General features: G+C 69.7%; 22 protein-coding genes, 2 pseudogenes and 1 riboswitch. Of the genes and pseudogenes, 13 read left to right on the forward strand and 11 right to left on the reverse strand.

Going from position 1 to position 23,515, the window contains the following annotated elements:
* The 4 genes from metE to aceA form a co-directional block, all read right to left on the reverse strand.
* On the reverse strand, positions 1–1,565 hold a 1,565-nt coding region (metE, locus tag ABZX85_RS47115), incomplete at its 3' end, for a 5-methyltetrahydropteroyltriglutamate--homocysteine S-methyltransferase (protein WP_355884300.1).
* Between the two features lie 169 nt (positions 1,566–1,734).
* Positions 1,735–1,956, reverse strand: a riboswitch (cobalamin riboswitch).
* A 72-nt stretch (positions 1,957–2,028) separates the two neighbouring features.
* Positions 2,029–2,886 (reverse strand): 3-hydroxybutyryl-CoA dehydrogenase, encoded by an 858-nt coding sequence (locus ABZX85_RS47120; protein ID WP_355884302.1) that lies wholly within the window; start codon positions 2,884–2,886, stop codon positions 2,029–2,031.
* A complete protein-coding gene (locus ABZX85_RS47125; RefSeq protein WP_355884304.1) occupies positions 2,883–4,367 on the reverse strand; it encodes a malate synthase A in 1,485 nt (494 codons plus the stop codon). Before ABZX85_RS47125 ends, ABZX85_RS47120 begins: the two co-directional genes overlap by 4 nt.
* A gap of 55 nt (positions 4,368–4,422) precedes the next feature.
* Positions 4,423–5,706 (reverse strand): isocitrate lyase, encoded by a 1,284-nt coding sequence (gene aceA / locus ABZX85_RS47130; protein ID WP_355884306.1) that lies wholly within the window; start codon positions 5,704–5,706, stop codon positions 4,423–4,425.
* A 383-nt stretch (positions 5,707–6,089) separates the two neighbouring features.
* On the opposite strand from aceA, the gene ABZX85_RS47135 reads away from it, so the two are divergent.
* The 5 genes from ABZX85_RS47135 to ABZX85_RS47155 all read left to right on the forward strand — a co-directional run bounded on the left by ABZX85_RS47135 (position 6,090) and on the right by ABZX85_RS47155 (position 10,287).
* Positions 6,090–7,499, forward strand: a complete 1,410-nt coding sequence (locus ABZX85_RS47135) for a short-chain fatty acyl-CoA regulator family protein (RefSeq protein WP_355884308.1) — start codon at positions 6,090–6,092, stop codon at positions 7,497–7,499.
* Positions 7,500–7,593: 94 nt separating this feature from the next.
* Entirely contained in the window at positions 7,594–8,184 is a 591-nt protein-coding gene (locus ABZX85_RS47140) for a hypothetical protein (RefSeq protein WP_355884310.1), read from the forward strand.
* A gap of 379 nt (positions 8,185–8,563) precedes the next feature.
* Positions 8,564–8,719: a hypothetical protein gene (locus ABZX85_RS47145; protein WP_355884312.1), complete on the forward strand. Its 156-nt coding sequence runs from the start codon at positions 8,564–8,566 to the stop codon at positions 8,717–8,719.
* A 126-nt stretch (positions 8,720–8,845) separates the two neighbouring features.
* Entirely contained in the window at positions 8,846–9,583 is a 738-nt protein-coding gene (locus ABZX85_RS47150) for a hypothetical protein (protein ID WP_355884314.1), read from the forward strand.
* Positions 9,584–9,672: 89 nt separating this feature from the next.
* Positions 9,673–10,287 carry a hypothetical protein gene (locus ABZX85_RS47155; RefSeq protein WP_355884316.1) on the forward strand — a complete coding sequence of 205 codons (615 nt, stop codon included), beginning with the start codon at positions 9,673–9,675 and terminating at the stop codon, positions 10,285–10,287.
* A gap of 64 nt (positions 10,288–10,351) precedes the next feature.
* On the opposite strand, the gene ABZX85_RS47160 is transcribed toward ABZX85_RS47155, so the two are convergent.
* The gene (locus ABZX85_RS47160) at positions 10,352–11,704 is read right to left on the reverse strand and encodes a NucA/NucB deoxyribonuclease domain-containing protein (RefSeq protein WP_355884318.1); all 1,353 of its coding nucleotides are present in this window, start codon (positions 11,702–11,704) and stop codon (positions 10,352–10,354) included.
* Positions 11,705–12,152: 448 nt separating this feature from the next.
* Between ABZX85_RS47160 and ABZX85_RS47165 the strand changes: the two genes are divergently transcribed.
* From ABZX85_RS47165 to galE, 4 genes are all read left to right on the forward strand, one after another.
* Positions 12,153–12,770 carry a hypothetical protein gene (locus ABZX85_RS47165; RefSeq protein WP_355884320.1) on the forward strand — a complete coding sequence of 206 codons (618 nt, stop codon included), beginning with the start codon at positions 12,153–12,155 and terminating at the stop codon, positions 12,768–12,770.
* Complete coding sequence (locus ABZX85_RS47170) at positions 12,725–13,225, forward strand: hypothetical protein (RefSeq protein ID WP_355884322.1); 501 nt, start codon at positions 12,725–12,727, stop codon at positions 13,223–13,225. The genes ABZX85_RS47165 and ABZX85_RS47170 overlap by 46 nt, the downstream gene beginning before the upstream one ends.
* A gap of 2 nt (positions 13,226–13,227) precedes the next feature.
* Positions 13,228–13,899 carry a hypothetical protein gene (locus ABZX85_RS47175; protein WP_355884323.1) on the forward strand — a complete coding sequence of 224 codons (672 nt, stop codon included), beginning with the start codon at positions 13,228–13,230 and terminating at the stop codon, positions 13,897–13,899.
* Positions 13,900–14,427: 528 nt separating this feature from the next.
* On the forward strand, positions 14,428–15,423 hold the full coding sequence (gene galE / locus ABZX85_RS47180) for a UDP-glucose 4-epimerase GalE (protein WP_355884325.1): 996 nt from the start codon (positions 14,428–14,430) through the stop codon (positions 15,421–15,423).
* 23 nt (positions 15,424–15,446) lie between these two features.
* On the opposite strand, the gene ABZX85_RS47185 is transcribed toward galE, so the two are convergent.
* Together ABZX85_RS47185 and ABZX85_RS47190 are read right to left on the reverse strand one after the other, a co-directional pair.
* Entirely contained in the window at positions 15,447–15,623 is a 177-nt protein-coding gene (locus ABZX85_RS47185) for a hypothetical protein (protein ID WP_355884327.1), read from the reverse strand.
* Positions 15,624–16,116: 493 nt separating this feature from the next.
* Positions 16,117–16,209: pseudogene (locus tag ABZX85_RS47190) on the reverse strand (glycosyltransferase family 2 protein); the annotation flags it as partial.
* 43 nt (positions 16,210–16,252) lie between these two features.
* On the opposite strand from ABZX85_RS47190, the gene ABZX85_RS47195 reads away from it, so the two are divergent.
* Positions 16,253–16,381 carry a hypothetical protein gene (locus tag ABZX85_RS47195; protein WP_355884329.1) on the forward strand — a complete coding sequence of 43 codons (129 nt, stop codon included), beginning with the start codon at positions 16,253–16,255 and terminating at the stop codon, positions 16,379–16,381.
* A 337-nt stretch (positions 16,382–16,718) separates the two neighbouring features.
* Here the strand turns inward: ABZX85_RS47195 and ABZX85_RS47200 are convergent, their stop codons facing one another.
* A complete protein-coding gene (locus ABZX85_RS47200) occupies positions 16,719–17,435 on the reverse strand; it encodes a hypothetical protein (protein WP_355884331.1) in 717 nt (238 codons plus the stop codon).
* Between the two features lie 226 nt (positions 17,436–17,661).
* Between ABZX85_RS47200 and ABZX85_RS47205 the strand changes: the two are divergent.
* A pseudogene (locus ABZX85_RS47205) lies at positions 17,662–18,021 on the forward strand (hypothetical protein); the annotation flags it as partial.
* A gap of 77 nt (positions 18,022–18,098) precedes the next feature.
* Here the strand turns inward: ABZX85_RS47205 and ABZX85_RS47210 are convergent.
* On the reverse strand, positions 18,099–19,394 hold the full coding sequence (locus tag ABZX85_RS47210; protein ID WP_355884333.1) for a helix-turn-helix transcriptional regulator: 1,296 nt from the start codon (positions 19,392–19,394) through the stop codon (positions 18,099–18,101).
* 242 nt (positions 19,395–19,636) lie between these two features.
* Between ABZX85_RS47210 and ABZX85_RS47215 the strand changes: the two genes are divergently transcribed.
* Entirely contained in the window at positions 19,637–19,819 is a 183-nt protein-coding gene (locus ABZX85_RS47215) for a hypothetical protein (protein WP_355884335.1), read from the forward strand.
* Positions 19,819–20,811 carry an MvdC/MvdD family ATP grasp protein gene (locus ABZX85_RS47220; RefSeq protein ID WP_355884337.1) on the forward strand — a complete coding sequence of 331 codons (993 nt, stop codon included), beginning with the start codon at positions 19,819–19,821 and terminating at the stop codon, positions 20,809–20,811. Before ABZX85_RS47215 ends, ABZX85_RS47220 begins: the two co-directional genes overlap by 1 nt.
* Positions 20,812–20,844: 33 nt before the next feature.
* Here the strand turns inward: ABZX85_RS47220 and ABZX85_RS47225 are convergent, their stop codons facing one another.
* On the reverse strand, positions 20,845–22,554 hold the full coding sequence (locus ABZX85_RS47225; RefSeq protein WP_355884390.1) for an ABC transporter ATP-binding protein: 1,710 nt from the start codon (positions 22,552–22,554) through the stop codon (positions 20,845–20,847).
* A gap of 350 nt (positions 22,555–22,904) precedes the next feature.
* Positions 22,905–23,375, reverse strand: a complete 471-nt coding sequence (locus tag ABZX85_RS47230; protein WP_355884339.1) for a hypothetical protein — start codon at positions 23,373–23,375, stop codon at positions 22,905–22,907.
* Positions 23,376–23,515: the final 140 nt, after the last annotated feature.

Genomic DNA, 23,515 nt, shown 5'->3' on the forward strand with positions numbered 1-23,515 from the left:
ACCCAGCCGTGCTGCGTCGCCAGGTAGCCGGTGAGCTGCTCGGCGAAGTACTGGACCATGTCGTTGCGTTCGGCCTCGCCGTGCACCAGCACGTCGATCCCGGTCTTCTCCTGGAAGGAGACGACCTCCTGGATCTCGGCCTTGATGCGCTCCTCGTAGCCGGCGGTGTCGATGCGCCGGGCCCGCAAGTCGGCTCGCGCGGCGCGCAGTTCACCGGTCTGCGGGAACGACCCGATCGTGGTCGTCGGCAGCAGCGGCAGCCCGAGGTGGGCGCGCTGCGCGATCGCGCGCTCGGTGTACGGCTGCGAGCGGCGGCCGTCCGCGTCGGTGACCGCCTCGGCGCGGGCCCGCACGGCCGGGTCGCGGGTGATCGGGGAGGCGGTGCGGGAGGCCAGGTCGGCGCGGTTCGCGGCGAGTTCGGCGGCGATGGTGTCCGTGCCCTGCGCGAGGCCCTTGGCGAGGGTGACGACCTCGGCGGTCTTCTGCTTCGCGAAGGCGAGCCAGCGCAGGATCTGCGGGTCGATGTCCTGCTCGGCGGCGGCGTCGAGCGGCACGTGCAGGAGGGACGACGAGGCGGAGACGTCGACCTGGTCGGCGAGGCCGAGGAGGGTCCCCAGGACCGACAGGGACTTCTGGAGATCGTTGATCCAGATGTTGCGGCCGTTGACGACCCCGGCGACCAGCCGCTTGCCGGGCAGCCCGCCGACGGCGGCCAGGTCGTCCAGGTTGGCGGCGGCAGCGTCGGTGAAGTCGAGGGCGAGCCCCTCGACCGGCGCCTTTGCCAGCACGGAGAGCGCCTCGCCGAGCCGGTCGAAGTACGAGGCGACCAGCAGCTTCGGCCGGTCGTTGAGCGCGCCGAGGTCCCGGTAGGCACGGGTCGCGGCGTTCAGCTCGGCCGGGGTGCGGTCCTGGACGAGAGCGGGCTCGTCGAGCTGCGCCCACTCGGCGCCGGCCGCGCGCAGGTCGGCGAGGACCTCCGCGTACACCGGCAGCAGCCGGTCCAGGAGGGTCAGCGGCTCGAAGTCCGAGGGGGCGCCGGGGGCGGGCTTGGCGAGGAGGAGGTAGGTGACGGGGCCGACCAGGACCGGGCGCGCGGTCAGGCCGAGCGCGAGGGCTTCCTTGAGTTCCGCGGCCTGCTTGGCGGATTCCGCGGAGAACACCGTGTCCGGGCCCAACTCTGGGACCAGGTAGTGGTAGTTGGTGTCGAACCACTTCGTCATCTCCAGCGGCGGCACGTCCTGGGTGCCGCGCGCCATGGCGAAGTAGCGGTCCAGCGGGTCCTCGACCGACGCGTGGCGGGCGGGGATCGCGCCGACCATGACGCTGGTGTCCAGGACGTGGTCGTAGAACGAGAAGTCGCCGGTCGGCACTTCGTGGACACCGGCGTCGGCGAGCTGCTTCCAGTTCGCGGCGCGCAGGTCGGCGGCCGTCGAGCGGAGTTCCTCTGCGGTGACGCGGCCCTTCCAGTAGCCCTCGATCGCCTTCTTCAGTTCCCGGTTCTGGCCCTGGCGGGGGTAGCCGTACACGGTGGCCCGTGCTGCCGCGGCTGCGGACTTGCTGGTCACGGAGATCTCCTTCGCGAGATGAATCCCTGAGATCCCGGAGACGGGACGAGAGCGCGAAGGGGATGACGAACCGGACGGCCACGACCCCGCGCGGCAAAGGCGCGGTCGTTCCGTCTGGTGTGTACGCCGACCCGCCCACGAGGTCACCGGGATGTCCGCGCCCGGAACGGTCCGCGCGCGGGCAGTGGGCAGGTCTTCGGACTCGCGGGCCCGTCCTCCTGCCGGAGGACACCTACTGGCCGTCGCTTCCCAGACCCTGTACGCCGGGCCCAGTGCGTATGACGGCGGTCGTTCCCACTCACCGCTGCGGGGCAGTCCCGGATTCCCACCGGGTTCCCTCTTACGACACCCCGCCTGGCTGGCAGGGCGAACCAACTGCTGCGGTCACCTTAAGGGGCGCCACGGCGTGGGGAAAGAGCGCGTTCCACCATGCGGACGGTGACATGGAACGCTCCGGGACACATCAGCCCTGGTCGTAGCGGTGGAAACCCCGGCCGGTCTTCCTGCCGAGCAGGCCCGCCTGCACCATCCGCTGGAGCAGTGGAGGCGGTGCGTAGAGGGGTTCGCGGAACTCCTCGTAGAGGGATTCCGCGATGGCCGCGACGGTGTCGAGGCCGATCAGGTCGGCGAGCCTGAGCGGGCCCATGGGATGCGCGCAGCCGAGTTCCATGCCCGTGTCGATGTCGGCGGCGGTGGCGAAGCCGGATTCGGCCATCCGGACGGCCGCCAGGAGGTAGGGGACGAGCAGCGCGTTGACGACGAAGCCGGCCCGGTCCTGCGAGTGGACGACCGTCTTACCGAGCGTCCCGGTGACGAACTCCCGTACGGCCGTCACCGTCCCCGGCGAGGTATGGAGGGACGACACCACCTCCACCAGCGGCAGCACCGGGACGGGGTTGAAGAAGTGCAGGCCCACGACCCGGTCCGCGCGGGACGTCGCCATGCCCAGCCGCATGATCGGCAGGGAGGAGGTGTTGGTGGCCAGCACCGCCTCGGGGTCCTCGACGATCTTGTCGAGCGTGGCGAACACCTCCGTCTTGGCGTCCGGGTTCTCCACGACGGCCTCGACGACGAGCTGCCGGTCGGCGAGGTCCGCCAGGTCGGCGGTGAAGACCAGGCGCGCGAGCGCGTCGTCAGCCGCCTCTCGCGTCAGCCTGCCGCGCCGTACCGCGCGCTCGAGGGAGCCGGTCACCCGGTCGCGGGCGGCGTGAGCCGCGATCATGTCCGTCTCGCAGACGACGGTGTCCAGCCCGGCCCGCGCGCACACCTCCGCGATCCCGGCCCCCATCTGCCCGCCGCCCACCACACCGACGCGCCTCACGCTCCGGCCTCCGTCCCGCGCACCAGGTGGCGGCTGTAGGCGTCCGGGGTGAAGAACAGTGGCAACTCGCCTGTCATTGTGGTCCGTTCGAAGAGGCCACGGACATCGGACCCGGCGCCGAGCGCGGCGATCTCGTCGTCGACGATCCGCTCCACCGTCTCCCGGTCGACGAGCCGGTGACGCAGCCACTGCCAGATCTGCACACGGGAGATCTCGGCGACGGCGGCGTCCTCGACGATCCCGTCGGCTGTGACCGTGCCCTGTCCGTGCAGCCAGACGGTGAAGTACCGCAGGGCGGCACGGACGTTCGCGCGCACCCCGTCGGAGGTGGGCGGGCGGCTGACCCGGCGCACCGACAGCAGGTCGGCCGGGGTCACCTCGACGGCGTCCCGGTGCCGGTCGCCGGGGCTGGCGTCGAAGACCTCGCGGCAGACCGGGACGAGGGAGGGGTGACGGACCCGCGACCCGTCGAAGCCGGCGGTGGCCTCGCGCTCCTTACCGAGCCGGACCTCGGTGACTGCGCCGGGGAACTGGTCCGTCGTCGCGCCGATCGCGTGCGCGCCGCGCCGGTGGCAGGTGTCGACCAGGAGGTCGGCGCAGGCGAGCAGGAAGGGCGCGGACGGGGTGATGTCCGAACGGTCGGGGAGGAGGAAGTCGGTGCGGTGGCCGAACGTCTTGACCAGGCTGGTGAGGTGGTTCCAGTAACCCAGGGCCAACCCCGAACTGTGCTCCCGCAGTTCGTGGAGGATCTCCTCCATCTCGAACGCGGCGGTGATCGTCTCGATGACGACGGTGGCCCGGACGGTGCCGCGCGGGATGCCCAGCAGATCCTGGGCGAACAGGAAGATGTCGTTCCACAGGCGGGCCTCGTAGCGGTTCTCCAGCTTGGGGAGGCAGAAGTACGGCCCCTGCCCGGCGTCGGTCCGGCGCCGCGCGCAGTGGAAGAAGTAGAGGCCGAAGTCGACGAGCGCGGCGGGCACCGGGCCGCCGCCGCACTCCAGGTGCTCCTCGTCGAGATGCCAGCCGCGCGGTTGCACCACGACCGTCACCGACCGCTGCTCCACCGCGTCCAGGAGATTGAGCTGTCCGCCGACGACGTTGTCCCACAGGGGCGCGGTGGCGTCCTCGAAGTCCGCCGTCCACACGCAGGCACCGGAGCCGAGCGCCTCGGCCGTCGTACGGCGGTCAGGCGGCCCGGTGATCTCCACCCGGCGGTCGGTGAGGCCCGGTGCCGGCGGTGCGACACGCCAGCCGGGGTCGGCGCGCGCCGACCGGGTGACCATGGGGAAGTCCAGCGGGGACCCGGCTGCCAGCCGCAGGGCCTGCCGCCGGCGCTCCTTCATCAGCGCGCGGCGCCGCTCGCCGAACGCGGCCACCAGCCGGCCGACGAAGTCCAGCGCGGCGGGGGTGAGGATCTCGTCGTGACGGTGACCGGGCGCGGCGAGGACCCGGACGGCGTGGGTGAGTGCGGTGATCGACATCGGCGTCTCCTGAACGGCGGGGGAGGGGTGCGCTCGCGCGCACCCCGGGGGACGGCTAGTGGAACTGCTCCTCCTCCGTGGACCCGGCCAGCGCGGTCGTCGACGAGGCCGGGTTGACGGCCGTCGACACCAGGTCGAAGTACCCGGTGCCGACCTCCCGCTGGTGGCGGACGGCGGTGAACCCCTGCGCCTGCGCCGCGAACTCCCGCTCCTGGAGGTCGACATAGGCGGTCATGCCGTGCTCGGCGTAGCCGCGCGCCAGGTCGAACATGCCGTGGTTGAGGGAGTGGAACCCGGCCAGGGTGATGAACTGGAACCGGTACCCCATCGCCCCCAGCTCCCGCTGGAACTTGGCGATCTGGTCGTCGTCCAGCGCGGCCTTCCAGTTGAAGGACGGCGAGCAGTTGTAGGCGAGCATCTGGTCCGGGTGGTGCGCGTGGATCGCCTCGGCGAACTCCCGCGCCTGCGCCAGGTCCGGAGTGCCGGTCTCGACCCAGATGAGATCGGCGTACGGCGCGTACGCGAGACCGCGCGCGATGACCGGCGCCATGCCGCCTCGGACCCGGTAGAAGCCCTCCGCCGTGCGCTCGCCGGTGGTGAACTCGGCGTCGCGCTCGTCGACGTCGCTGGTCAGCAGGTTCGCGGCGAGCGCGTCGGTGCGGGCGACGATCAGCGTCGGAACGTCCGCGATGTCGGCGGCCAGGCGGGCCGCGTTCAGGGTGCGGACGTGCTGCGACGTCGGCACCAGGACCTTCCCGCCGAGGTGGCCGCACTTCTTCTCGGAGGCGAGCTGGTCCTCGTAGTGGATGCCGGCGGCGCCCGCCGCGATCATCGCCTTCGTCAGCTCGAATGCGTTGAGTGGACCGCCGAACCCGGCCTCCGCGTCGGCGACGATCGGCGCCAGCCAGTCCGTGGTGTCCCCGGCGTTCTCGGCGTGCGCGATCTGGTCGGCGCGCAGCAGCGCGTTGTTGATCCGCCGGACCACCTGGGGGACGGAGTTGACCGGGTACAGAGACTGGTCCGGGTAGGTGTGACCGGCCTGGTTGGCGTCCGCCGCGACCTGCCAGCCGGACAGGTAGATCGCCTGGAGACCCGCTTTGACCTGCTGGACGGCCTGGCCGCCGGTCAGCGCGCCGAGCGCGTGGACGTAGTCCAGCTCGTGCAGCTGACGCCACAGCCGCTCGGCGCCGCGCCGGGCCAGCGTGTGCTCCTCACGGACACCGCCGGACAGCCGTACGACGTTCTCGGCGGTGTACGTGCGCTCGACACCCCGCCAGCGGGGGTCGGTGGCCCAACGCCGCGCGAGTTCCTCGGCCGCCTGCGTCCTCGCATCTGCCATGACTTGTCACCGTCTCCTCGGTCCGAGCGGATTGCCAACCCCGCTACCTGTGCGTGAAAGGGGTGGCACTGCGTGTCGTTTGTATGAGTGCGGCCCGCCGTCACTAGAGGGGCGGAGCTGAGCAATGCTGCCGTCGCAGGCGCCGACCGGTACCGGATCATCCGACGTCAGGGCAGAAGTCGTGGTCCGGTTCGGGTCCTTGCCTGCCGTTGTCCGGCGGGCCGCACTGCGACTGTGACATCGGCACTGAGTGCCAACAACCTTGGATGTCTGCCAACTTCTGCGAATCTTCCGGCCGTGTTCTGCCAACTTTGAGAAGGGTTAAGAACGGAGGAGCGTCCCGTACGCTGACCCGATCGAATCCCGGCCCCGAGGAGATGTCGGTGGGGAAGACGTACGCGGGGGCGCGGCTGCGGCGACTGCGCGAGGAACGCCGCATGAGCCAGGCGGAGCTGGCGCGGGTGCTGGGGATCTCGCCGAGTTACCTGAACCAGATGGAGCACGACTCCCGCCCGCTCACCGTCTCCGTCCTGCTCCGGCTCACCGAGGCGTTCGGCATCGACCCCGGGTTCTTCTCCGAGCGCGACACGACCCGGCTCGTCGCCGACCTGCGCGAGACGCTCGCCGGTGAGATCGCCGGGTCCCGGATCTCCGCCGCCGACCTCGGCGACCTCGCCGCCCGCCTCCCCGGCGTAGCCCAGGTCCTCCTCGACCTCGGCCACCGCAACCAGCAGCTCACCGAACGCCTCGCCGGCGCCGCCGACCACCGCGACGGCGACCGCACCACCGCCTTCTCACCCCACGAGGAGATCCGCGACTTCTTCTACCGCCGCCAGAACTACCTCCACACCACCGACCTCGCCGCCGAACACCTCGCCGCAAAGATCGGCATCCGCCCCGGCGAAGTGATCGGCGCCCTCACCACGCGCCTGTCCGACACCCACGGCGTCCGCCTCGGAACCGCCCCCGGCGACCGACTCCACCACTACGACGACAGAACCCGCACCCTCCACCTCTCCCCCCAACTCCGCCCCGGCCGACGCGCCTTCCGCATGGCCACCCAGCTCGCCCTCCTCGAACACGGCGACGACCTCACCCGACTGGCCACCGAGGACTTCACCCCCGAAACCCCCGCCCACGCGCTCGCCCGCATCGGCATCGCGCACTACTTCGCTGCCGCCCTGATCCTCCCCTACACCGCCTTCCACACCGCCGCCGAGGAAGCGCGCTACGACATCGAACGCCTCACCGACCACTACGGCCTCGGCCACGAGACCGTCTGCCACCGCCTCAGCACCCTCCAACGCCCCCGGCTGCGCGGCGTCCCGTTCTCCTTCGTCCGCGTCGACCGCGCGGGCAACCTCTCCAAACGCCAGTCCGCGTCCGGCTTCCCCTTCTCCCGCGCCGGCGGCACCTGCCCCCTGTGGAACGTCTACGAGGCGTTCTCCTCACCCGGCCGCATCCACGTCCAGATCGCCGAAATGCCCGACGGCGGACGCTACTTGTGGACCGCCCGAGCCATCACCCGCCACCGAGGCGGCTGGGGCGAACCGGGCCGGACCTACGTCATCGGCCTCGGCTGCGAGATCCGCCACGCCCACCGCCTCGTCTACTCCGACGGCCTCGACCTCACCAACGCCTCCACCGCCACCCCGATCGGCATGGGCTGCCGCGTCTGCGAACGCCTGGGCTGCTCCCAGCGGGCCGTGCCGCCACTGGGGCGAATTCTGCGTATCGATCCCGGCAGCAGCACGTTCGTGCCGTATCCGGTCGAGGACGACCGGGGCGCGTGACCAAGACCCGCTGCGCTCGATCATGGGTTGTCTACTCTTACGCTGAGGACCGGGCTGAAACTCGGCGGCGCATGGGGAGAAAGAAGGCTGGCCGGTGGAACCCAGGAGCGTTGCCGATTCCTGGGGGCGACAGCCGAGTGAATCGCCGCAGGCGTTCGAGGCGTTCGCTGTATACCGAGATCTCGGCCCGGCGCGGAGTGTCACGAAGGTGGCATGCGAGTTGGACAAGTCCCGCACGATGGCGGTGGTGGGGCGGGCGGCGGCGTGCCACCGGGAACAGGACCGGGTGTTCGTCGCGGAGCAGGCTCAAGCACGGCGTGATGTGACGCGTCGGCATGCGAGGTTGGCGCAGGCGGTGCAGAACAAGGCGGTCGCGAGGCTTCGGGGTCTTGACCCTCGGGAGCTGACGCCGTCGGAGTTTTTGCGGTACTTGCAGGTCGCGACGGAGATCGAGCGCAAGGCGGTGTGTGAGGGGGCCGTGGCGCCCGGTGTTGTGGACGGGCGGGAGGGGGCGCCGGACGCCGCCGTGCTGACGGATGAGAAGCGTCGGGCGTGGTTGGACCGGCTGGAGCTGGAGCGCCGGCTGGCGGGGGTGTGTCGTGAGCAGCGGTGGGGTGGAAGGACGGGGGGCGGCGGAGTTTGTCGATCCGTCGGTGATGAGTCTGGAGAGTGGAAGCGGAGATAGCCGAGTTGGTGCGCGCCGACGAGGTGTCGGCGCGGCGGTGGGCGTGCGAGGTGCCGGACTGCGACGGCCTGCCTCATGAGGGCTGGCGGCATCATCACGCTCGGGCGGCACAGCGGCGTCCTGGCTGGTGGTGGACGGTGTGGCTGCTGCTCACGGGGCGCGGGTGGGGGAAGACGCGGACGGGAGCGGAGGCGGTCCGGGAGCGGGCGGGGGGCGCCGGGGTTGCAGATCGCCGTGATCGCGAAGAACGCGACCCTGGTACGGGACAGCTGCTGCGAGTCCCCCAAGTCCGGTCTGCTGGCGGTGATTCCGCCGGAGGAGATGGCGAAGTGCAACTCCTAGCCCGGCGAGACGACGTTGCGGCTGAAGAAACGGGACGGTGTTCCGATGGTTCGGCGCGGAGACGCCGGACAACCTGCGCGGGTGGGCGTTCGGCAAGGCGTGGCTGTACGAGTTCGCGGCCTGGTCGCGGCACACCGCGCAGGACGTCTACGACATGCTGTGGTTCTGCCTGCGCGAGGCCGAGGAGCCGTAGGCGGTGATCTCGTCGACGCCGAAACCGCTCCCGCACGTGAAGAAGCTCGTGGAGCGCGGGCGCGCGCAAGAGAAGGCGCACCGGGAGGGCGGGCCGCCTCCCCGGGTAGTCATCACGCACGGTCACATGCGGGAGAACGACGCCAACCTGAGCGCGGTGGCGCGGGCGGAGCTGGAGGAGGAGTACGCCGGCACCCGGCTCGGGCGTCAGGAACTGTCCGGCGAACTCCTCGAAGACGTCGAGGGCGCGCTGTGGAAGGCGTGGATGTTGGAAGTCGAGGGCTTCCGGTTCCGGCCGGAGCATCTGCCGGACCTCCAGCGGGTGGTGGTCGCGGTGGACCCGGCGACGAAGTCGCACGAGGACGCGGACAGGACGGCCTTCACGGTCGCCGGACGCGGCTACCCGGTCGAGACGATGTACGGGGACGACCGGCCCCGCGGGTACCTGCTGCACTGCGAGCAGGAGCGGTTCACGCCGACCCAGTCGATGAAGCGGGCTGCCGAGCTGTACCACGAGCACCGCGCGGACTGCGTCGTCATCGAGGCGAACAACGGCGGCGACTACCTACCCGCGCTCCTGGAGCAGGTGGACCCGACGGTGAACTGGCGGATCGTGCACGCGCCCCGGGGCAAACGTGCTCGGGCTGCTCCGGCGGCCCAGCTGTACGAACAGGCGCGGGTATCACATGTGGGCTCGGCCCGGTTGTTCGCGGAGCTGGAGGAGCAGATGACGACGTTCGTGGGACAGGGGGAGACGGAGGACTCTCCGGACCTGCTGGACTCGGCGGTGTGGGATCTGTTCCTCGATCCGCTGATACCGCCGCCGCGGGGCGGGGACGATCAGCGGCTGAGCAGGTGCCGGTGAACCGGGGCGGTACCGGTCTCCATGGTCGGCGTCTTGATTCTGTCCGAGAACCTGTGTGTTCTCGGGGGTTCTGCTGACAGGCTCTAGCCATGTCGGAGATCAGTGATGCAGGCGCGGTCAGGGTCGAGTACAGCTATTTCCCCGTTGGGGAGCTATGGGAGCCGGGGTTCGAACGGCACGACAGCGGCTTCGACTTGGCGGCCGACGACGCGGTACTGACGGTCCCCGGCCAGATCGTCGTGAGAACTCGGGTGCAGGATCACACCGCACCTGTCGTTCTCACTTTGAGCCAGCGGCAGGTGGAGAGTCCCGGGGAGGGCTGGGTCCTCGTTGGCTCGGTGCCGTATCGGCCGGTGTACACGGGCCGGATGTCGGCGTTCGACACGACCAACGGTCCGGCCGGCCCGAGCCGGGAACCGGTGGAGGTCTTCGGGCGGCTCACGGAGCCCGGTGAACCCGCCCTGGTTCTCGACCCGTCCCGGATCTACGCCGTACAGGTGTGGGCCTTCGGGCGGGAGGACTCCCGCGAGCGGTACGAAGCGGCTGTACCTGATGACCAAGGCGGTCTTGCCGACCAGTACGAGACCTACGTGATCGCTTTCAGCCCGTCGGGTGTGCAGGAACTCCCGAGGTCCGCGCAGACGCAGGACCGGCGCGGGCGGCTTGCCGCCAAGTACGGCAAGCCGCCGTTGAACATGCGCTGACCCAGTCCGCCGTGCCGGTGGCTCGGCCGGCCGAGCAGGTCCACCGATACCGGCGGCTCTTGGGCTAGCTCACGGACATTCCGTACTGGTCGCCGTGGAGGATACGGTCGCTGCCGTACCACTCGGACAGCTCGGTTCCGGCCCGGCTGTTCTCGGTGCCGGGTACGTAGCGTACGGAGAAGTTTCCGTCACCCACGCCGGCGCCTTCCTTGGTGGACGCGAAGGGGAACTCGTCGCACTGGTAGGAGGGGTCGGGACGGTTCAACCCTCGACAGGCGGCGTCCTTGGCGCTGCGGTTCCTCTTCTCGGTGGTGTCTGCCGCCGCGTCGTACCTGCCCCAGTTGCGGTGCAGAGGCGCCTTCCCGCTCCAGATGTCGCCCGGAATCACCTTGCCGGTCTTGGACGGGTACGTCGTCTGCGGCCGGTAGAGGGCGTCGTAGATGTGGTTGGCGACGCCAGCGGTGTCGTTCTGCGCGCGGTCGTAGGAGAAAGTGGGGATGACGCGGTCGAAGATCACGCCCTGGGCGTAGTACTTGCTGCCCAGTGATACCGAGGAGTCGAAGCGGATACCGCTCGCGGGGCCGACGCTCCACGGGGTCGTGGCGCCGCCGCCGGTCACCTTCCAGCTGTGCTGGTACACGCAGGTGGCGATGTCGTCCGGGCCTGTGCCGGTGCCCTTGGTGGAGACCAGGCCGTAGGCGATGTACTCGTCCCGCCAGTCACCGACGGTCGTGGTGAACGGGTTGGAGGAGATGTCGGTGACCCGGCAGGAGCTGGCGGACGGCCAGCCCGCCTGGCCGACGTAGAAGCTCATGATCGCGGCGTCGTTGAACTTCCCGGAGGAGACGACCTGGTCGGTGTGGACCTCGATGGTCGCGTCCCGTATCTGGCCCGAGCCGGTTCCGATCTCCGTTTCCCGGAAGCGGACCATGCCCTCGACGGCGCCCTGCCCGCTGAGCTTGACGGCGGTGTTGTAACCCCAGCGGCAGAAGCTGAAGTGGTTGATGACCTTGCCGACGGCGCTGTGTGCGTCAGACCTTGCCCGGCACTGCTCCTTGGTGAGGGCGCGCGCGTCCCGTATTCGGCGATCCGCAGCGGCGTCGCCGGAGTCGGCGACGTACGTCGCGCCGTTTTCCAGGGCGATCTTCTGTTCGTCGGCGGGACTCGACGGCTCGGGAACGCTGGGAGTCTCGCTGGTCTGGAGCTGTTCCACGATGACCGCGGAACGGTGGGTCTTGAGGAACGACGGGTAGTCGGAGCCCAGCGGTACGTCGACGGGCGCACTGGAACGGAGCCAGACGACCTGCCCCTGGCCGTCGTCCGCCGGGCCGGCGGCCTGGGCGCTGGTTCCGCTGAGCAGCGCCGCGAGGCACGCGGCACCAAGGGCTCCGGCCGATAAGCGTCTGAGTATGCGCACGGTTGTTTTCCTCCCGTTCGGTGAATGGAGGAGCCACCACATCAAACGCAGAACCTGCAGACTGTGGCCCACTTCACGGTTTGCACAGGAAGCTCACAGGTTCAGTCAACTCGCTTATGGCTCAAGGGTGTTGGCATCGAAGAGTGCCGGATGGGCGCGGTCGGGCTGCGGACTGAGAAGTGCTGCCCGCCGCTTTGCGGATTCTGCGCCCCCAGGTCGTCACCGACCGGGAGAGCGGCTGCCCGCAAGGCGGCTCACTGATCCGAATGCGCCGAATTATGTCAATGAATGATCATCAACTGGACATGAACTGACCCCTGGTTCCCCCGCGTCCGGTAAGCAGGGGAGCCGGCGCTGCTGCTCGGAGAGCCGCAATATCTGCCGCACTGGATGGACGTGCGCGCTTATAGGCTGGTGGGCGGCGTGGGGCCGACGTCCGGGAGAACCTGTGGGCCTGCGTCAATTCGTCATCGACGCCTGGTCGTGGCTGAACTACAAGCCGGGGATGGCCGAGGTGGGGCGTCCGGGGAGTCGGGTGTTTCCGGGGCCGGCGGGGTCGTGGCTGCCGCCGGGTGAGTGGCGGCGGCTCGCGGCGTACAGGGTGCTGGCGTCGTACGACAACAACCAGGCCGGGCAGCTCGCGGCGGTGTCCGGTGACGAAAACGTACTGGATCGGCGGGAGTTGGGGGACGCGGCGAACCTGGTCGATACGGCGCTCGGGTATCTCCTGGGGACGGGTCAGCAGGTCGCGGTGGTGGGCGGCGAGAATGCGGACGAGGAGGCCCCGGAGCCCGGTGTGGTGGAGGCCGCGGTGGTGCAGGAGCGGTTGCGGGGGTGGGCGGAGAAGGAGTTGCTCACGCTGAGGGTCCAGCAGGCGGAGCGCGCGGCGGTGTTGCTGGGGGACGGCGTGTACACGCTCGTGTGGTCCCCGGAGAGCGGCGGCCGACGCTGCGGGTGTACGACCTGGGGTTCTTCTTCCCACAGTGGGACGACGACCAGGACCAGGACTTTCCCACGCGGGTGCACCTCGCCTGGGACCTGCCGGCCGACGACGCGGCTGGGCTGAAGGCCAGGGTGCGGCGGGTGACGTACGAGTTGGGACCGGTCTCCGACGACGGACAGGAAACCCGGCTCTACCCCTGGTCGCCGGGCTGGGCCCCGAACGTCACCTGCTACCTCACGGACGCCGAATGGCTGCTGGAGGACCTGAAGCGCGGGGAGAGCCTGGACCAACTCCCGCCGGAGAAGGCCATGTTCAGGGTCCGCTCGGACGGTACGGAGCTGAACCGGCTCGACCTGATGATCGACTTCGTGCCGGTCGTCCACATCACGAACACGATCCCGGACGGCGGGGAGCGCTGGGGGAGGTCCGTTCTCGCCCGGGTGCTCCAGGCCCTCGACGGGCTGGCGGCTACGGACTCCAACAGTTCGGCGGCCTCCGCGACCACCGGGACGCCGATCATCGCGCTGGCCGGGCGCGGCTCCCGACGGACCTGGCGACGGGTAAGCCGGAGAAGCTGACGGTGGAGGCCGGCGCGGTGTGGCAGCTGGGGGAGAGCGGGCGGATGGACGCGCTCGACACCTCGGCGCAGTCAGTCGAGCTGCGGGCACGGGTGGAGCACCTGCTGGACCGGATCGCGGCGAACTCGCGGATCACGGCCGCGGAGATGGGGACGGCGGACGTGACGGACGTGCCCTCTGGGTACGCGTTCCAGCTGGCGCTCGCACCGTTGGACGCGCTGATCGGGACGATGAGGCTCGCCAGGGAACGCAAGTACCGGCTGCTGCTGAAGTTCCTCCAGCGCCTCTACCAGGGTGATCTCCTGGATGTCGTCAAGGGCAAGATGATCCTCCCGCTGCGCAAGGGGAACTCGGAGAACCTGTCGGAGTACGAGTTCGTCGCCGACCAGGAAGCCACGGACCTGTACGCGCAACTGCTCGCGAGCCGCGCGGAGTTACAGGGCTCGCCCGCGATTCAGAGGACGATCATGTGGACCCCGCGCAACGAGGGTCACCTGATCGTCCTGGAGCCGAACGGGACCGCCCGCGCCTGGCCGGTGTACGACGCGCCGGACCTCTGGGAGGACCTGGGGAACGTCCTGGAGGAGCCGGTCACGGAGATCTGGGAGCGGTACCGCTTCAAGGAGAACCACGTCACCAAGTACGTCGGAACCTCGATCCTTGCGACGGCGTAGGGCGTTGCCAAGGGAAGGAAGTGATCGGCGTGCGGCAGTTCACCAACCTCTGTTACTCGGACATCCCCGACCAACTCCCGCGTCCCGTTGAGGGGCCACCGACGCCGCCACTCGCGGCCCGGAAGGCCACGACCATGGCGAGGAGTTGGGCGTCCGGACCGGAAGACCCGGCGAGGTCACGGGGTTCAACAGCGCGCTTCCCATCTCACCTGGGAAGGAAGACAAGAGGAACGGCTGTTGCTGAAGCTTCTTGAGTGGAGAGCTGGAGTTGTTCGAACTGGACGGGCTGTGCGTCGATGAGGCTGGCGGACACCGAACGCCGCCGACCGCTCCGACGCGCCCTCGTGTACATGTTTCAGCGTTCGGTACACCGAGGCCGACGATCACCATCTCGTGTGACGTACGGCTATCTCCTTGCTGTGCCGAGTTACCCGGCGGCGGGATTTCCGCACCTTGGCCGCTCTTGTCTCGTTAGCGTTGGTGCCGGTCGTCCAGGGGGCCTGTACCGAGGCCGGAAAGCGAAGCATCGTGTCTGTCTTGATCGCCGGTGGAGCCGGTTACATCGGAAGTACTGTCGCGTCGGCGTGTCTGGACGCGGGCGTCACTCCGGTGATCCTCGACAATCTCGTACGGGGGCGGCGGGAGTTCGCCGACGGGCGGGCCTTCTACGAGGGTGACATCGCGGACGGGGCGCTGGTCGACCGGATCTTCGAGGAGCACCCGGAGATCACGGCGGTGGTGCACTGCGCGGCGTTGATCGTGGTGCCGGAGTCGGTGGCGGACCCGATCGGCTACTACGAGGCGAACGTCGCCAAGTCTTTGGCGTTCGTGGGGCACTTGCACCGCAACGGCTGCGACCGTCTGATCTTCAGCAGTTCGGCGTCGATCTACCGGGCTGAGGACGGTTCCCCCGTCTCGGAGGAGTCGCCGCTGGCGCCGCAGAGCCCGTACGCGCGGACGAAGGCGGTGTGCGAGGAGATGTTCGCGGACATCGCGGCGGCGGGGAAGATGCGGGTGCTGTCGCTGCGGTACTTCAACCCGGTCGGCTCGGACCCGCTGCTGCGGACCGGCCTCCAGCTGAAGCGGCCGAGCCATGCGCTGGGGAAACTGATCCAGGCTCACCAGGAGGGCACGCCGTTCCCGGTCACCGGTACCCACTGGCCGACCAGGGACGGGTCCGGTATCCGGGACTACGTGCACGTCTGGGATCTCGCGGCGGCGCACATCGCGGCGATCGAGCGGTTCGACGCGATCCTCGACGCGTCCCGGCCGTCGGTCGCGATCAACCTGGGCACGGGTGCGGGGACCACGGTCCGGGAGCTGTGCGCGGCGTTCAACAACGTCGTCGCCACCCCCCTGACCACAGTCGACACCGACCCGCGCCCCGGCGACGTCGCGGGGGGCTACACCCGGAGCGACCGGGCGTCGGAGTTGCTGGGCTGGACGCCGAAGCTGTCCCTGGAGGAGGCGATCCGTTCGGCTCTGGACTGGATTCCGGTCCGTGACGAGAAGCTGAAGGACTGACGCTCCCGCCGGTGGCCTCGGGGTCAGCGGAGGCGGGCTTCCAGGGCGAGGAGATGGCGTAGGGCGGGGTCGAGCCATGCGGTGTCCCACCGGTGTTCGGCCGGAGCGTCCCGGTAGACGTGGTGGGGGATGCCGAGGGTGTCGAGGAGCTGGCGGCCGGCGGTCCAGTCGGCCTCCAGCGTGCCGACGCCCCCGAGCATGATGCGGCGGGCTCCGCGGAGGTGCGGGGCGTGGCGGCGCAGGTTTCTGGCGTACGTCGTACTCGGCGAGCTGTTCGGTGCTTCCGGTGGCGTCGACGAGCTGAGGGTGGGGCGGCCGGTCGCTGAGGAGTGAGGGGTCCCAGACGCTGGCGGCGGTGAGGAGAAGGGGGCGGCGGGCGAGGAGGTTGAGGGCGGCGAAGCCTCCCTTGCTGAACCCCACCAGGTGCACGGGCTGCTGGGGCTGGCCGCCGAGGGCTGCGCGGACGGCCGGTAGGACGTGGGGGACGAGGTGGTCTTCTTGGCGGCGGTCGGTGTAGGTGGTGTGGTTGACCAGCCGGGGGGCGAAGCTCTCAACGGGCTCTAGCCTATTTGGTGGGCCAGAACCGCGACTCACTGACAGGGGGAGTCGCTCAGGGCAGGCCACAGAGCAGGGCCCGGTCGGGCATCCCAGGAAAACGGTCGCGCACCGGGTTCCCCGGGCTCGCCCTCCGCCCTAGATGTGCGAGTTGCGCAGCGACTGCCGCACAGCGCCGGCCAGCGCCCGCGTCGCTCGCGGGACCGACAGCTGCTCGTGCTCGCGGTACAGGGCCCGGTAACTCGCGATCTCTGGCCTCATCGACGACCTGTCAGTGGCCCTCCTCACCATTGTGACCGACACCCTGACCCGTACCGGCACCGTTCCTGCCGAAGAGCTGGAACTCGACGGACTGCTGTCGGACAGCGACAAGCTCCGACTTCGGCAGGTTCAGCCGACCTGAGCGACTCGGCATCATCCACGCCCTGTTCGGACATACCTCGCCTGTCTGGCAGGTGATGTGGCCCGGCAAGGATCACGTCTTTCCCGACGACGAGAACAGCCACACGGTCGCACAGGCCCAGCCTCTCCTGTGAACCCGCCCCGAATCGCACCATCGAAATGAGTCTCTTGGAAAGGAGGGAGGAGCCATGGAACCGACTGTTCTGAAAGATGGGGAGCGCTCGACCGGCTGAGGGCACTCGCCACCGGTGATCGGGATGTGCGTTCCGACGGCCCTCGGGGGGGCGAATTCAGGGGCCCGCCGCAGCTCGCGGATCACGGCCCCGCGCCTTCTTGTCTCAGCCGCCCAGCGGGTGGAGGGCCGAGTCCAGGGGATGGAGGGACCAACCGCCGCCGCCCGGGTGGCAGCTGAGTGCGGTGTCGGGCGCGTTGGCCGCGTTGGTGCCGGTGTTGAAGTTCACGTTCGGGGTGTTCGGCAGCACGCCCATGTAGTACATGCCGGCCGATGTCCACACGCACTGGTGCAGGTTGAGGAAGTGGTTGCCGGTCATGTCGAAGGACATGACGGCGGAGTTGGCGAGCGTCAGTGTCCAGCCGCCTCCGCCCGGGCTGCACCGCAGCGTGGTGTCGGGCGTGTCGGAGACGTTGGTGCCGGTGTTGAAGTTGACGTTCGGGGTGTTCGGCAGGATGGCGGTGTAGTGCTGACCGGCTGAGAAGTAGACGCACTGGTGGATGTTCAGGTAGCGGCCGGCGGTGAGGTCGAACGCCTTCACCGCCGAGTTGGCAGGCGCCGGCCTCCAGCCCCCGCTCCCCGGACCGCAGGAGAGCGCCGTGTCCGGCGTAGCGGAGACGTTTGTTCCGGTGTTGAAGGACGTGCTGGCGGTGTTCGGCAGCAGGTTGGTGTAGTGCCCACCGGGGCCGTAGTAGACGCACTGGTGGATGTTCAGATAGCGCGCGGCGAGCCGCGGACCCGGCGGCGCCGCTACGGCGGTGCTCCCCAGGACGAGGGCTGCGGCTCCCGTGAACGCCGCCACGGTGATCGACAATCTGCGCACGGTGCACTCCTCGCGGATCTGCGCCCCACCCGTCAGGGGGGCGTGCACCAAGCTACTGAGCACCAGCAGGAGTTGTGTGCCGATGTCGGGGGCGCGTTGGAGCGCGTAGGCCGCGCGAGCTGTGCCAGGTGCACCGCCGTCCGAGGTGCATTCCCTCCTGAACGTTGACTACTATCAGATCCCAAGTGAACGCTTTGAGTGACAATTTGGGCGGACGGTCGTCGTCGGTCAGGGCTACGCAGGGCTTCCCCTGGCCGTACGTGCCGCCGAGACGGGGCACCGCGTCATCGGCTACGACGTGGACCCGCACCGCGTCCAGCAGCTCGCCGCCGGCCAGTCCTACGTGAGGGATGCGGACTCCTCGCAGCTGCGCGAAGTGCTGCACTCCGGGGCCTCCAGCGGGCGCATCACCGTGGTGAGCGATCGCCGTGTGTTTGAGCTCCGAGGTCCGCTCAAGCGTCGGCGCCTCCGTGCCCAGCCTGCACCGGGCCGGCGCGGACAAGCACTGCCCCGAACCTCCCCCCACCTGTCACAGAGGCAAGGAGTTGTCCCGCCGAATCTTGTACGTGAACGATCTGGCCGGTGATGTTGTGACCGACACAGCCCGGATTGTGGGGCAGACGGTTCCGCTGTCGTCGGGCGCACGCCGACGTCACAGCTCGTTCAGCGGGTTACTCCGGTTGCCGCGGCCAGTTGAGGGACGCCTGGTGTCCGGGGGTGCCGGCTGCTGAGTTGGGTGACGATGTTGTGGATGGCGGGCCGGTCGCGGACCTCGGCGAGGGACGCCCGGGTCGCGGACAGGAGTGCCGTTGCGGTCTGCTCCGGTTTACGGAGCTGCCACCAGACGCGGGCGATATCGGTGTGCAGGCGTGCTTTGCGTTCGGCGGTGCGGAACTGGCCGGGATGGAGTGTGCGGCCGACGTCGAGTGCGGCTCCAGCGTCGCCGAGCGCCCAGTGGACGCCCACGGCGTAGAGCTGGACCGCGGCGGGGGTCAGGGGGAACAGACGCCCGTTCGGAGCTTGGTCGGGCAGGGAGCGGGCTGCTCTCTCGGCGTCCCGGATCATGGTGAGTGCCGTGGCGCGGTCCGCGGCGACGGCATGGGTGTATGCCTGGGTGCACAGCATCTGCGCATACGCGGAGGCTTGTGCGTCGGTCTTCAGGCCGGTGTCCTCGATGCGGGTGACCGCGGCCATGATGTGCCGCTGGGCGGCGGCCGGCTGGTCCTGGTGGCGCAGGATGATGCTCGTCTCGCGGGCCGCCGCGGCGGCGGCGATGGCGGAGCCGGACAGGTCGGCGTAGACCAGAGCGCGGTCGGTGGTCGTACGAGCCTGGTCGTAGTGGCCCTGTTTGGTGAGGAGCTGGGAGGCCAGGGTGTAGACGGCGGAGAGGCGGGCGAGGGCGATCTCCTCGCGGCCCCGGGCCGCGTGGTGGGCGTCGGCCAGCAGGCCCGGCAGGGCGGTGAGGAGCTGGGTGTGGCGTCCGGCGTCGAAATGGGCACGGGCGCGGGCGATGCGGGTGCCGAGCGGGACCGGGGAGCCGGTGGGCTGTTCGGGCATCTGGGCGAGGGCGTCGTTCAAGCCGGTGAACAGGGTGGCGGGTGCTGCGAGACCGGCGGCTGCGAGCAGTGTGCGGCGGCGCATCGGGTCCTCCTCGGCACGGCGTGGCCCTTGCGGATCAACTCTAGTGGCCTTGGTGACGCCGAGACCTAAAGACGCCGCTAGCACATGTGTCGGGACGCTCACCGCCTCGGCCGCCTGCCGCAGCAGAGCGATGTCGGTGTGCCGCCCGCCGCGCTGCTCCAGGCGGGAGACGGTCGACGCGGAGCAGCCGATGCGGGCTCCGAGATCGGCCTGACGCCAGCGCAGGGTCTGCCGCCCCAGGCGGATCAGCCCGCCGGGATCGCGGGCGGTGACGAGCGCCCGGACCTGCATGGTGTCCCACTGTAGATCGGCGTTCACCGGGCCTCCCGCGGATGAAGGGGCCGAGCAGGATGCGCAGGCACACGGTAGACCACGCGCTACGCGCCGTACGCGCCGTATGCGGGATCTGCACACGGCGTGCGGGACATGACCATGGATCACCGCGGCCCGCCGTGACGCGGTGTCATGGAGGACGAAGGCCGAAGCGCCCGGGAGTCCACGGGCCGACGGCCCGCGCACGGCCCCTCTCCCGGGGCGCTCCTCTCACCTGGAGGCACTCCATGCTCGCTCTCCTGCACGCCCGCGCCCACCGACCCGAGCAGCCGCTGCTCAGCGGCGTCTCCTACAACCCGCGGACGCAGATGTCCGAGCTCGACGGCGTCCCGTTCCTGGACACCCACGGCGAGGCTCTGGCGTCCACCTCCCACACCACCACCGTGATCAACTCCGAGGACACGGACTGATGATCCTGCTCCTCACACGTCCTCTGGACCCGACCGCCGACATGGTGATCCGGGAACTGGGTACGACGGGAACCCCTGTGGTCCGCATGGACCCGGGGGACCTCCCGCACGCCGTCGAACTGACCGGACACTTCGAGCAGGGGCAGTGGCGCGGCAGGCTGACGGACGCGCACCGGGAGGTGGACCTGACTGAGGTGTCCGCCGTCTACAATCGCCGCCCGAACCCGCCGCAGGCCGCAGCACCGGGCCTACGGCCCCAGGACGCCGAGTGGGCCTCGAACGAGTGCTACGAGGGCTTCTTCGGCATCCTGTACTCCCTGCCCGCGCTGTGGCTCAACCGGCCCGACCGCAACCGGACCGCATCGTTGAAGGCGTTGCAACTCCCCGTCGCCCACTCCTGCGGGCTGCTGACCCCCACGACGCTCGTCACGAACTCCCCCTTCGACGCGAAGGAGTTCGTCTCCGAGGCCCCTTCCGTGATCAAGACCCTGAGAGGGGTCCCGCAGCGCGATGCGGACGACGCCGCCGGCCATCCGCTGATCGTCTACACCTGGGAGGTCTCCCCGCAGGAGGTGAACGACACCGTCTCTCAGGCCCTCTGCCAGTTCCAGCGCCGGATCGTCCCGCACTACGAGGTCCGGCTGATCGCAGTCGGCACACAGATGTTCGCCGCCCGGATCGACTCACCCTCCGGGCAGGACGGCGAGATCACGGACTGGCGGGCCTATCAGCTGACCGACCGCATCTACTACACACCCATCGCCGTACCCGACGAGATCCGCGAAGGCGTCCTCGCCTACCTCGCCGCATTCCAGCTCCTGTACGGCGCGTTCGACTTCATGGTCGACGCAGAAGGATGGCACTTCCTCGAAGCGAACCCCAACGGCCAGTTCGCGTTCGTCGAGCACGCGACCGGACAGCCGATCGCCCGAGCAGTCGCCGACCTGCTCGTCCAGGCCGATGCCGAGCACGCCACAACCCGCTCCGGCTGAGCGCCTGACACACCCGTGGCGGCCGGGACAGCCCTACGGGGTGGTCCCGGCCGCCGACGGCCGGTCGGCACGCAACGCCAGCAGCTCGCTGAACCTCCCTTCCCGGGAGAGCGTGTCCCAACTGCCGCACTGGATCACCCGGCCGCCCTCCATGACGTAGATCCGGTCCGCGACCTGGGTGTTCTCCAGGTTGTGCGTCACCAGGACGACGGCCGCGCCACCGGCCGCGTCCCGCAGCCTCTGGAAGACGGCGTGCTCACCGCGCGGGTCCATGTCGGAAGTCGGCTCGTCCAACACCAGCAGCCCCCGCCCGCGGTGCAGGGCACGCGCGAGAGCGATCCTCTGCCACTGGCCCGACGACAGCGCCTCCCCGCCCCACATCGCCTTGGCCAGCAGCGTGTCCAGACCCGACCTCAAGCGGGTGATGACCTCGTCCGCACCGCTGGCCTCCGCCGCCCGCCACACCGCCGCATCCCCGTCGTCCCGCGACTGCCCCAGGGCGATGTTCTCGCGCGCGGTCATCGGCCACCTGGCGAACTCCTGAGGAACCACCCCACACAGCTTCCACAACGCCTCGGGATCGTACTCACGCACGTCCACACCGTCCCAGCGTGCCGCGCCGCCGGTCGGCAGATTCAATCCGCACAACAGCTTCAGCAGCGTGGACTTGCCCGACCCGTTCTCGCCGACCACCGCGACGACCTCCCCGGCCCCCACCTCGAAATCCACACCCCGCAGCGTGTCCTCCTCAGCGCCCGGATAACGGAACAAGGCGTCCTCCAGCACGATCCGCACCGGCCTCCCAGGCACCAGACGGCCGCGCGTGCGCTCCACCCGCTGTGCGTCGGCCTCCCGGACGAACCGCTCCCAGTCGTCCATGAAGTACCCGGACAACATCAGCGCGCTGCCCTGCGTGACCAGACTCTGCACCGCCAACCCCGCCTCCCGCAGCGCGACGACTGCTGTCCCCGCCACCGCCGTGCTGATCCGCCCCGACGCCAGCAGACCCAGCACCGCCGCCCACAGCACCGCCGCCCCCGCCCCCGACGCCAGCGCCCCGACAATCCCCACCCGCATCCGGGCGGCCACCGCCCGGTCCGTCGTGGCGCGCACCCGCAGCCCGGCCCGCTGGTACTGCTCCAGCAGAACCGGCGCCACCGTGTCCGTACGGACCTGATCAGCCTGGTCCGAACCCACCAGCCACCACCTCAGCACGTAGAGCACCCGCCGGTCTCGGGACATCTCCGCCATCGACACATAGGTGATCCGCTCCGCCCGCAGTGCCGCCCACACCCTGGGCACCGCACTCGCCGCCAACAGCACCAGAAGCAACGGATACAACGAACCCACCACCGCGCCCGCCGCCACCAGACCCGCCACCGCCGACACGAGGTACTGCGTCTGCCCCAGGGCCGCCTGCGCCTCTTCCACCCCGCGCTCCGCCTGCTCGTACCGGTCCGCGAAACCCGGATCGTCGTAGACGGCCATCTCCGTTCCCGACCCCGCGCGCATCAGCCGCAGCCCGGCCTCCTGATAGATCCTCGGCTCCAGCCGCAAAACCAGCCCCTGGATCACCAGCGTCAGCAACGCCCGTGCCCCGGCCGCGCCGGCGAGCACCAGCACCGACGGAACCGCCCGCCACACCCGAGAAGGCTCTGACGCCGCCTCCACCACCACGATGAGCGCGGACGCGGTTGCCAGCAGCCCGAGCGCAGTCAGCAGACCCGACACTGTCTGACACACCAACAGCACCACGGTTTTCCGGCGGTCCACCCGCCAGGCCAGAACGAACACCCTGCCCACCAGCCGTGGCAGCCTGCGCCGCATCTGCCGCGGCGACATCACGCCGACTGCGTCAGCGGCCTGATCCGCCGCCGGGTGAACGAAACGCATCTCTTCCTGATCGGCGGTACCGGCTTCAGCTCGCACGCCGCGTCCTGCGTCCAACACGCCTCCTCCTTCAGCCCGAGTGAGCACCTTTTCTGTCTGTTGAAGTGGTCTGCCGGGCGTATCGGAAGGGCCGCCCCTCTCTTCCTGGTGAGGGACGGCCCCATGTGGTCCATTGTCGAGGTGAAGACAGGGGCTTCGAGCGGTCAGCCGGAGGATTCCTCCTCTCGCCGCTTTCTGACCCGGTCGAGTAGCTCTGGATGCGCTTCAGCCCAGAGGGCCAGCGGGGTCGCGGAGGCGAGTAGTTCCCTCGCTGTGGGCAGGAGTTCGTAGGTGGCGGGCCGGGGGAAACCGGACTCGCGGGTGTGTCGGACGAGTTCGGCCTGTTCGAGGCGTCTGAGTGTGCGGTTCAGTGGGCCGTCTCGGAGGTGGAGGTGCTTTCGTCCGGGCCACTTGGCTTCGGTGTTCAGGTCGCGGATGGTGTCGCGCAGGTGCGTGAACCGGAGCGGTCCGTCGTAGAGGGCGACGAGGGTGTCCCAGGTCCATTCTCCGCTCATCACGTGGCGGACGTCGTGGAGCCCGTGCAGGAAGGTCTCCTGGCGGGGAGATGGCAGATCCAGCCGTGTGGGACAGCCGTCCGGTCTGCATGGTTGCCACCGCGTTTCGTGGTTCGACACACAACTCCCTTCGGAGGAAACGGGACTGTGCCGCGACGGCCGAGGTGGTCGACGGCTCCGGTGGGAGAACGGCTGCCGCGGCGGCGGTGCTTCAGCCACTGGGGTACACCCTCGTGTCGACGTCACTTCAAAATTCGTGA

It is taken from the genome of Streptomyces sp. NPDC004539 (assembly GCF_040610055.1).
GTDB lineage: Bacteria > Actinomycetota > Actinomycetes > Streptomycetales > Streptomycetaceae > Streptomyces.

Excerpts from the sequence above, each read along its gene's own strand:
- ABZX85_RS47220 (WP_355884337.1), top strand. The coding sequence starts at position 19,819 with ATGATCCTGCTCCTCACACGTCCTCTGGACCCGACCGCCGACATGGTG.
- ABZX85_RS47215 (WP_355884335.1), top strand. The coding sequence starts at position 19,637 with ATGCTCGCTCTCCTGCACGCCCGCGCCCACCGACCCGAGCAGCCGCTG.
- aceA (WP_355884306.1), bottom strand. The coding sequence starts at position 5,706 with ATGGCAGATGCGAGGACGCAGGCGGCCGAGGAACTCGCGCGGCGTTGG.
- ABZX85_RS47150 (WP_355884314.1), top strand. The coding sequence starts at position 8,846 with ATGCGGGAGAACGACGCCAACCTGAGCGCGGTGGCGCGGGCGGAGCTG.
- ABZX85_RS47125 (WP_355884304.1), bottom strand. The coding sequence starts at position 4,367 with ATGTCGATCACCGCACTCACCCACGCCGTCCGGGTCCTCGCCGCGCCC.
- ABZX85_RS47155 (WP_355884316.1), top strand. The coding sequence starts at position 9,673 with ATGTCGGAGATCAGTGATGCAGGCGCGGTCAGGGTCGAGTACAGCTAT.
- ABZX85_RS47185 (WP_355884327.1), bottom strand. The coding sequence starts at position 15,623 with ATGCTCGGGGGCGTCGGCACGCTGGAGGCCGACTGGACCGCCGGCCGC.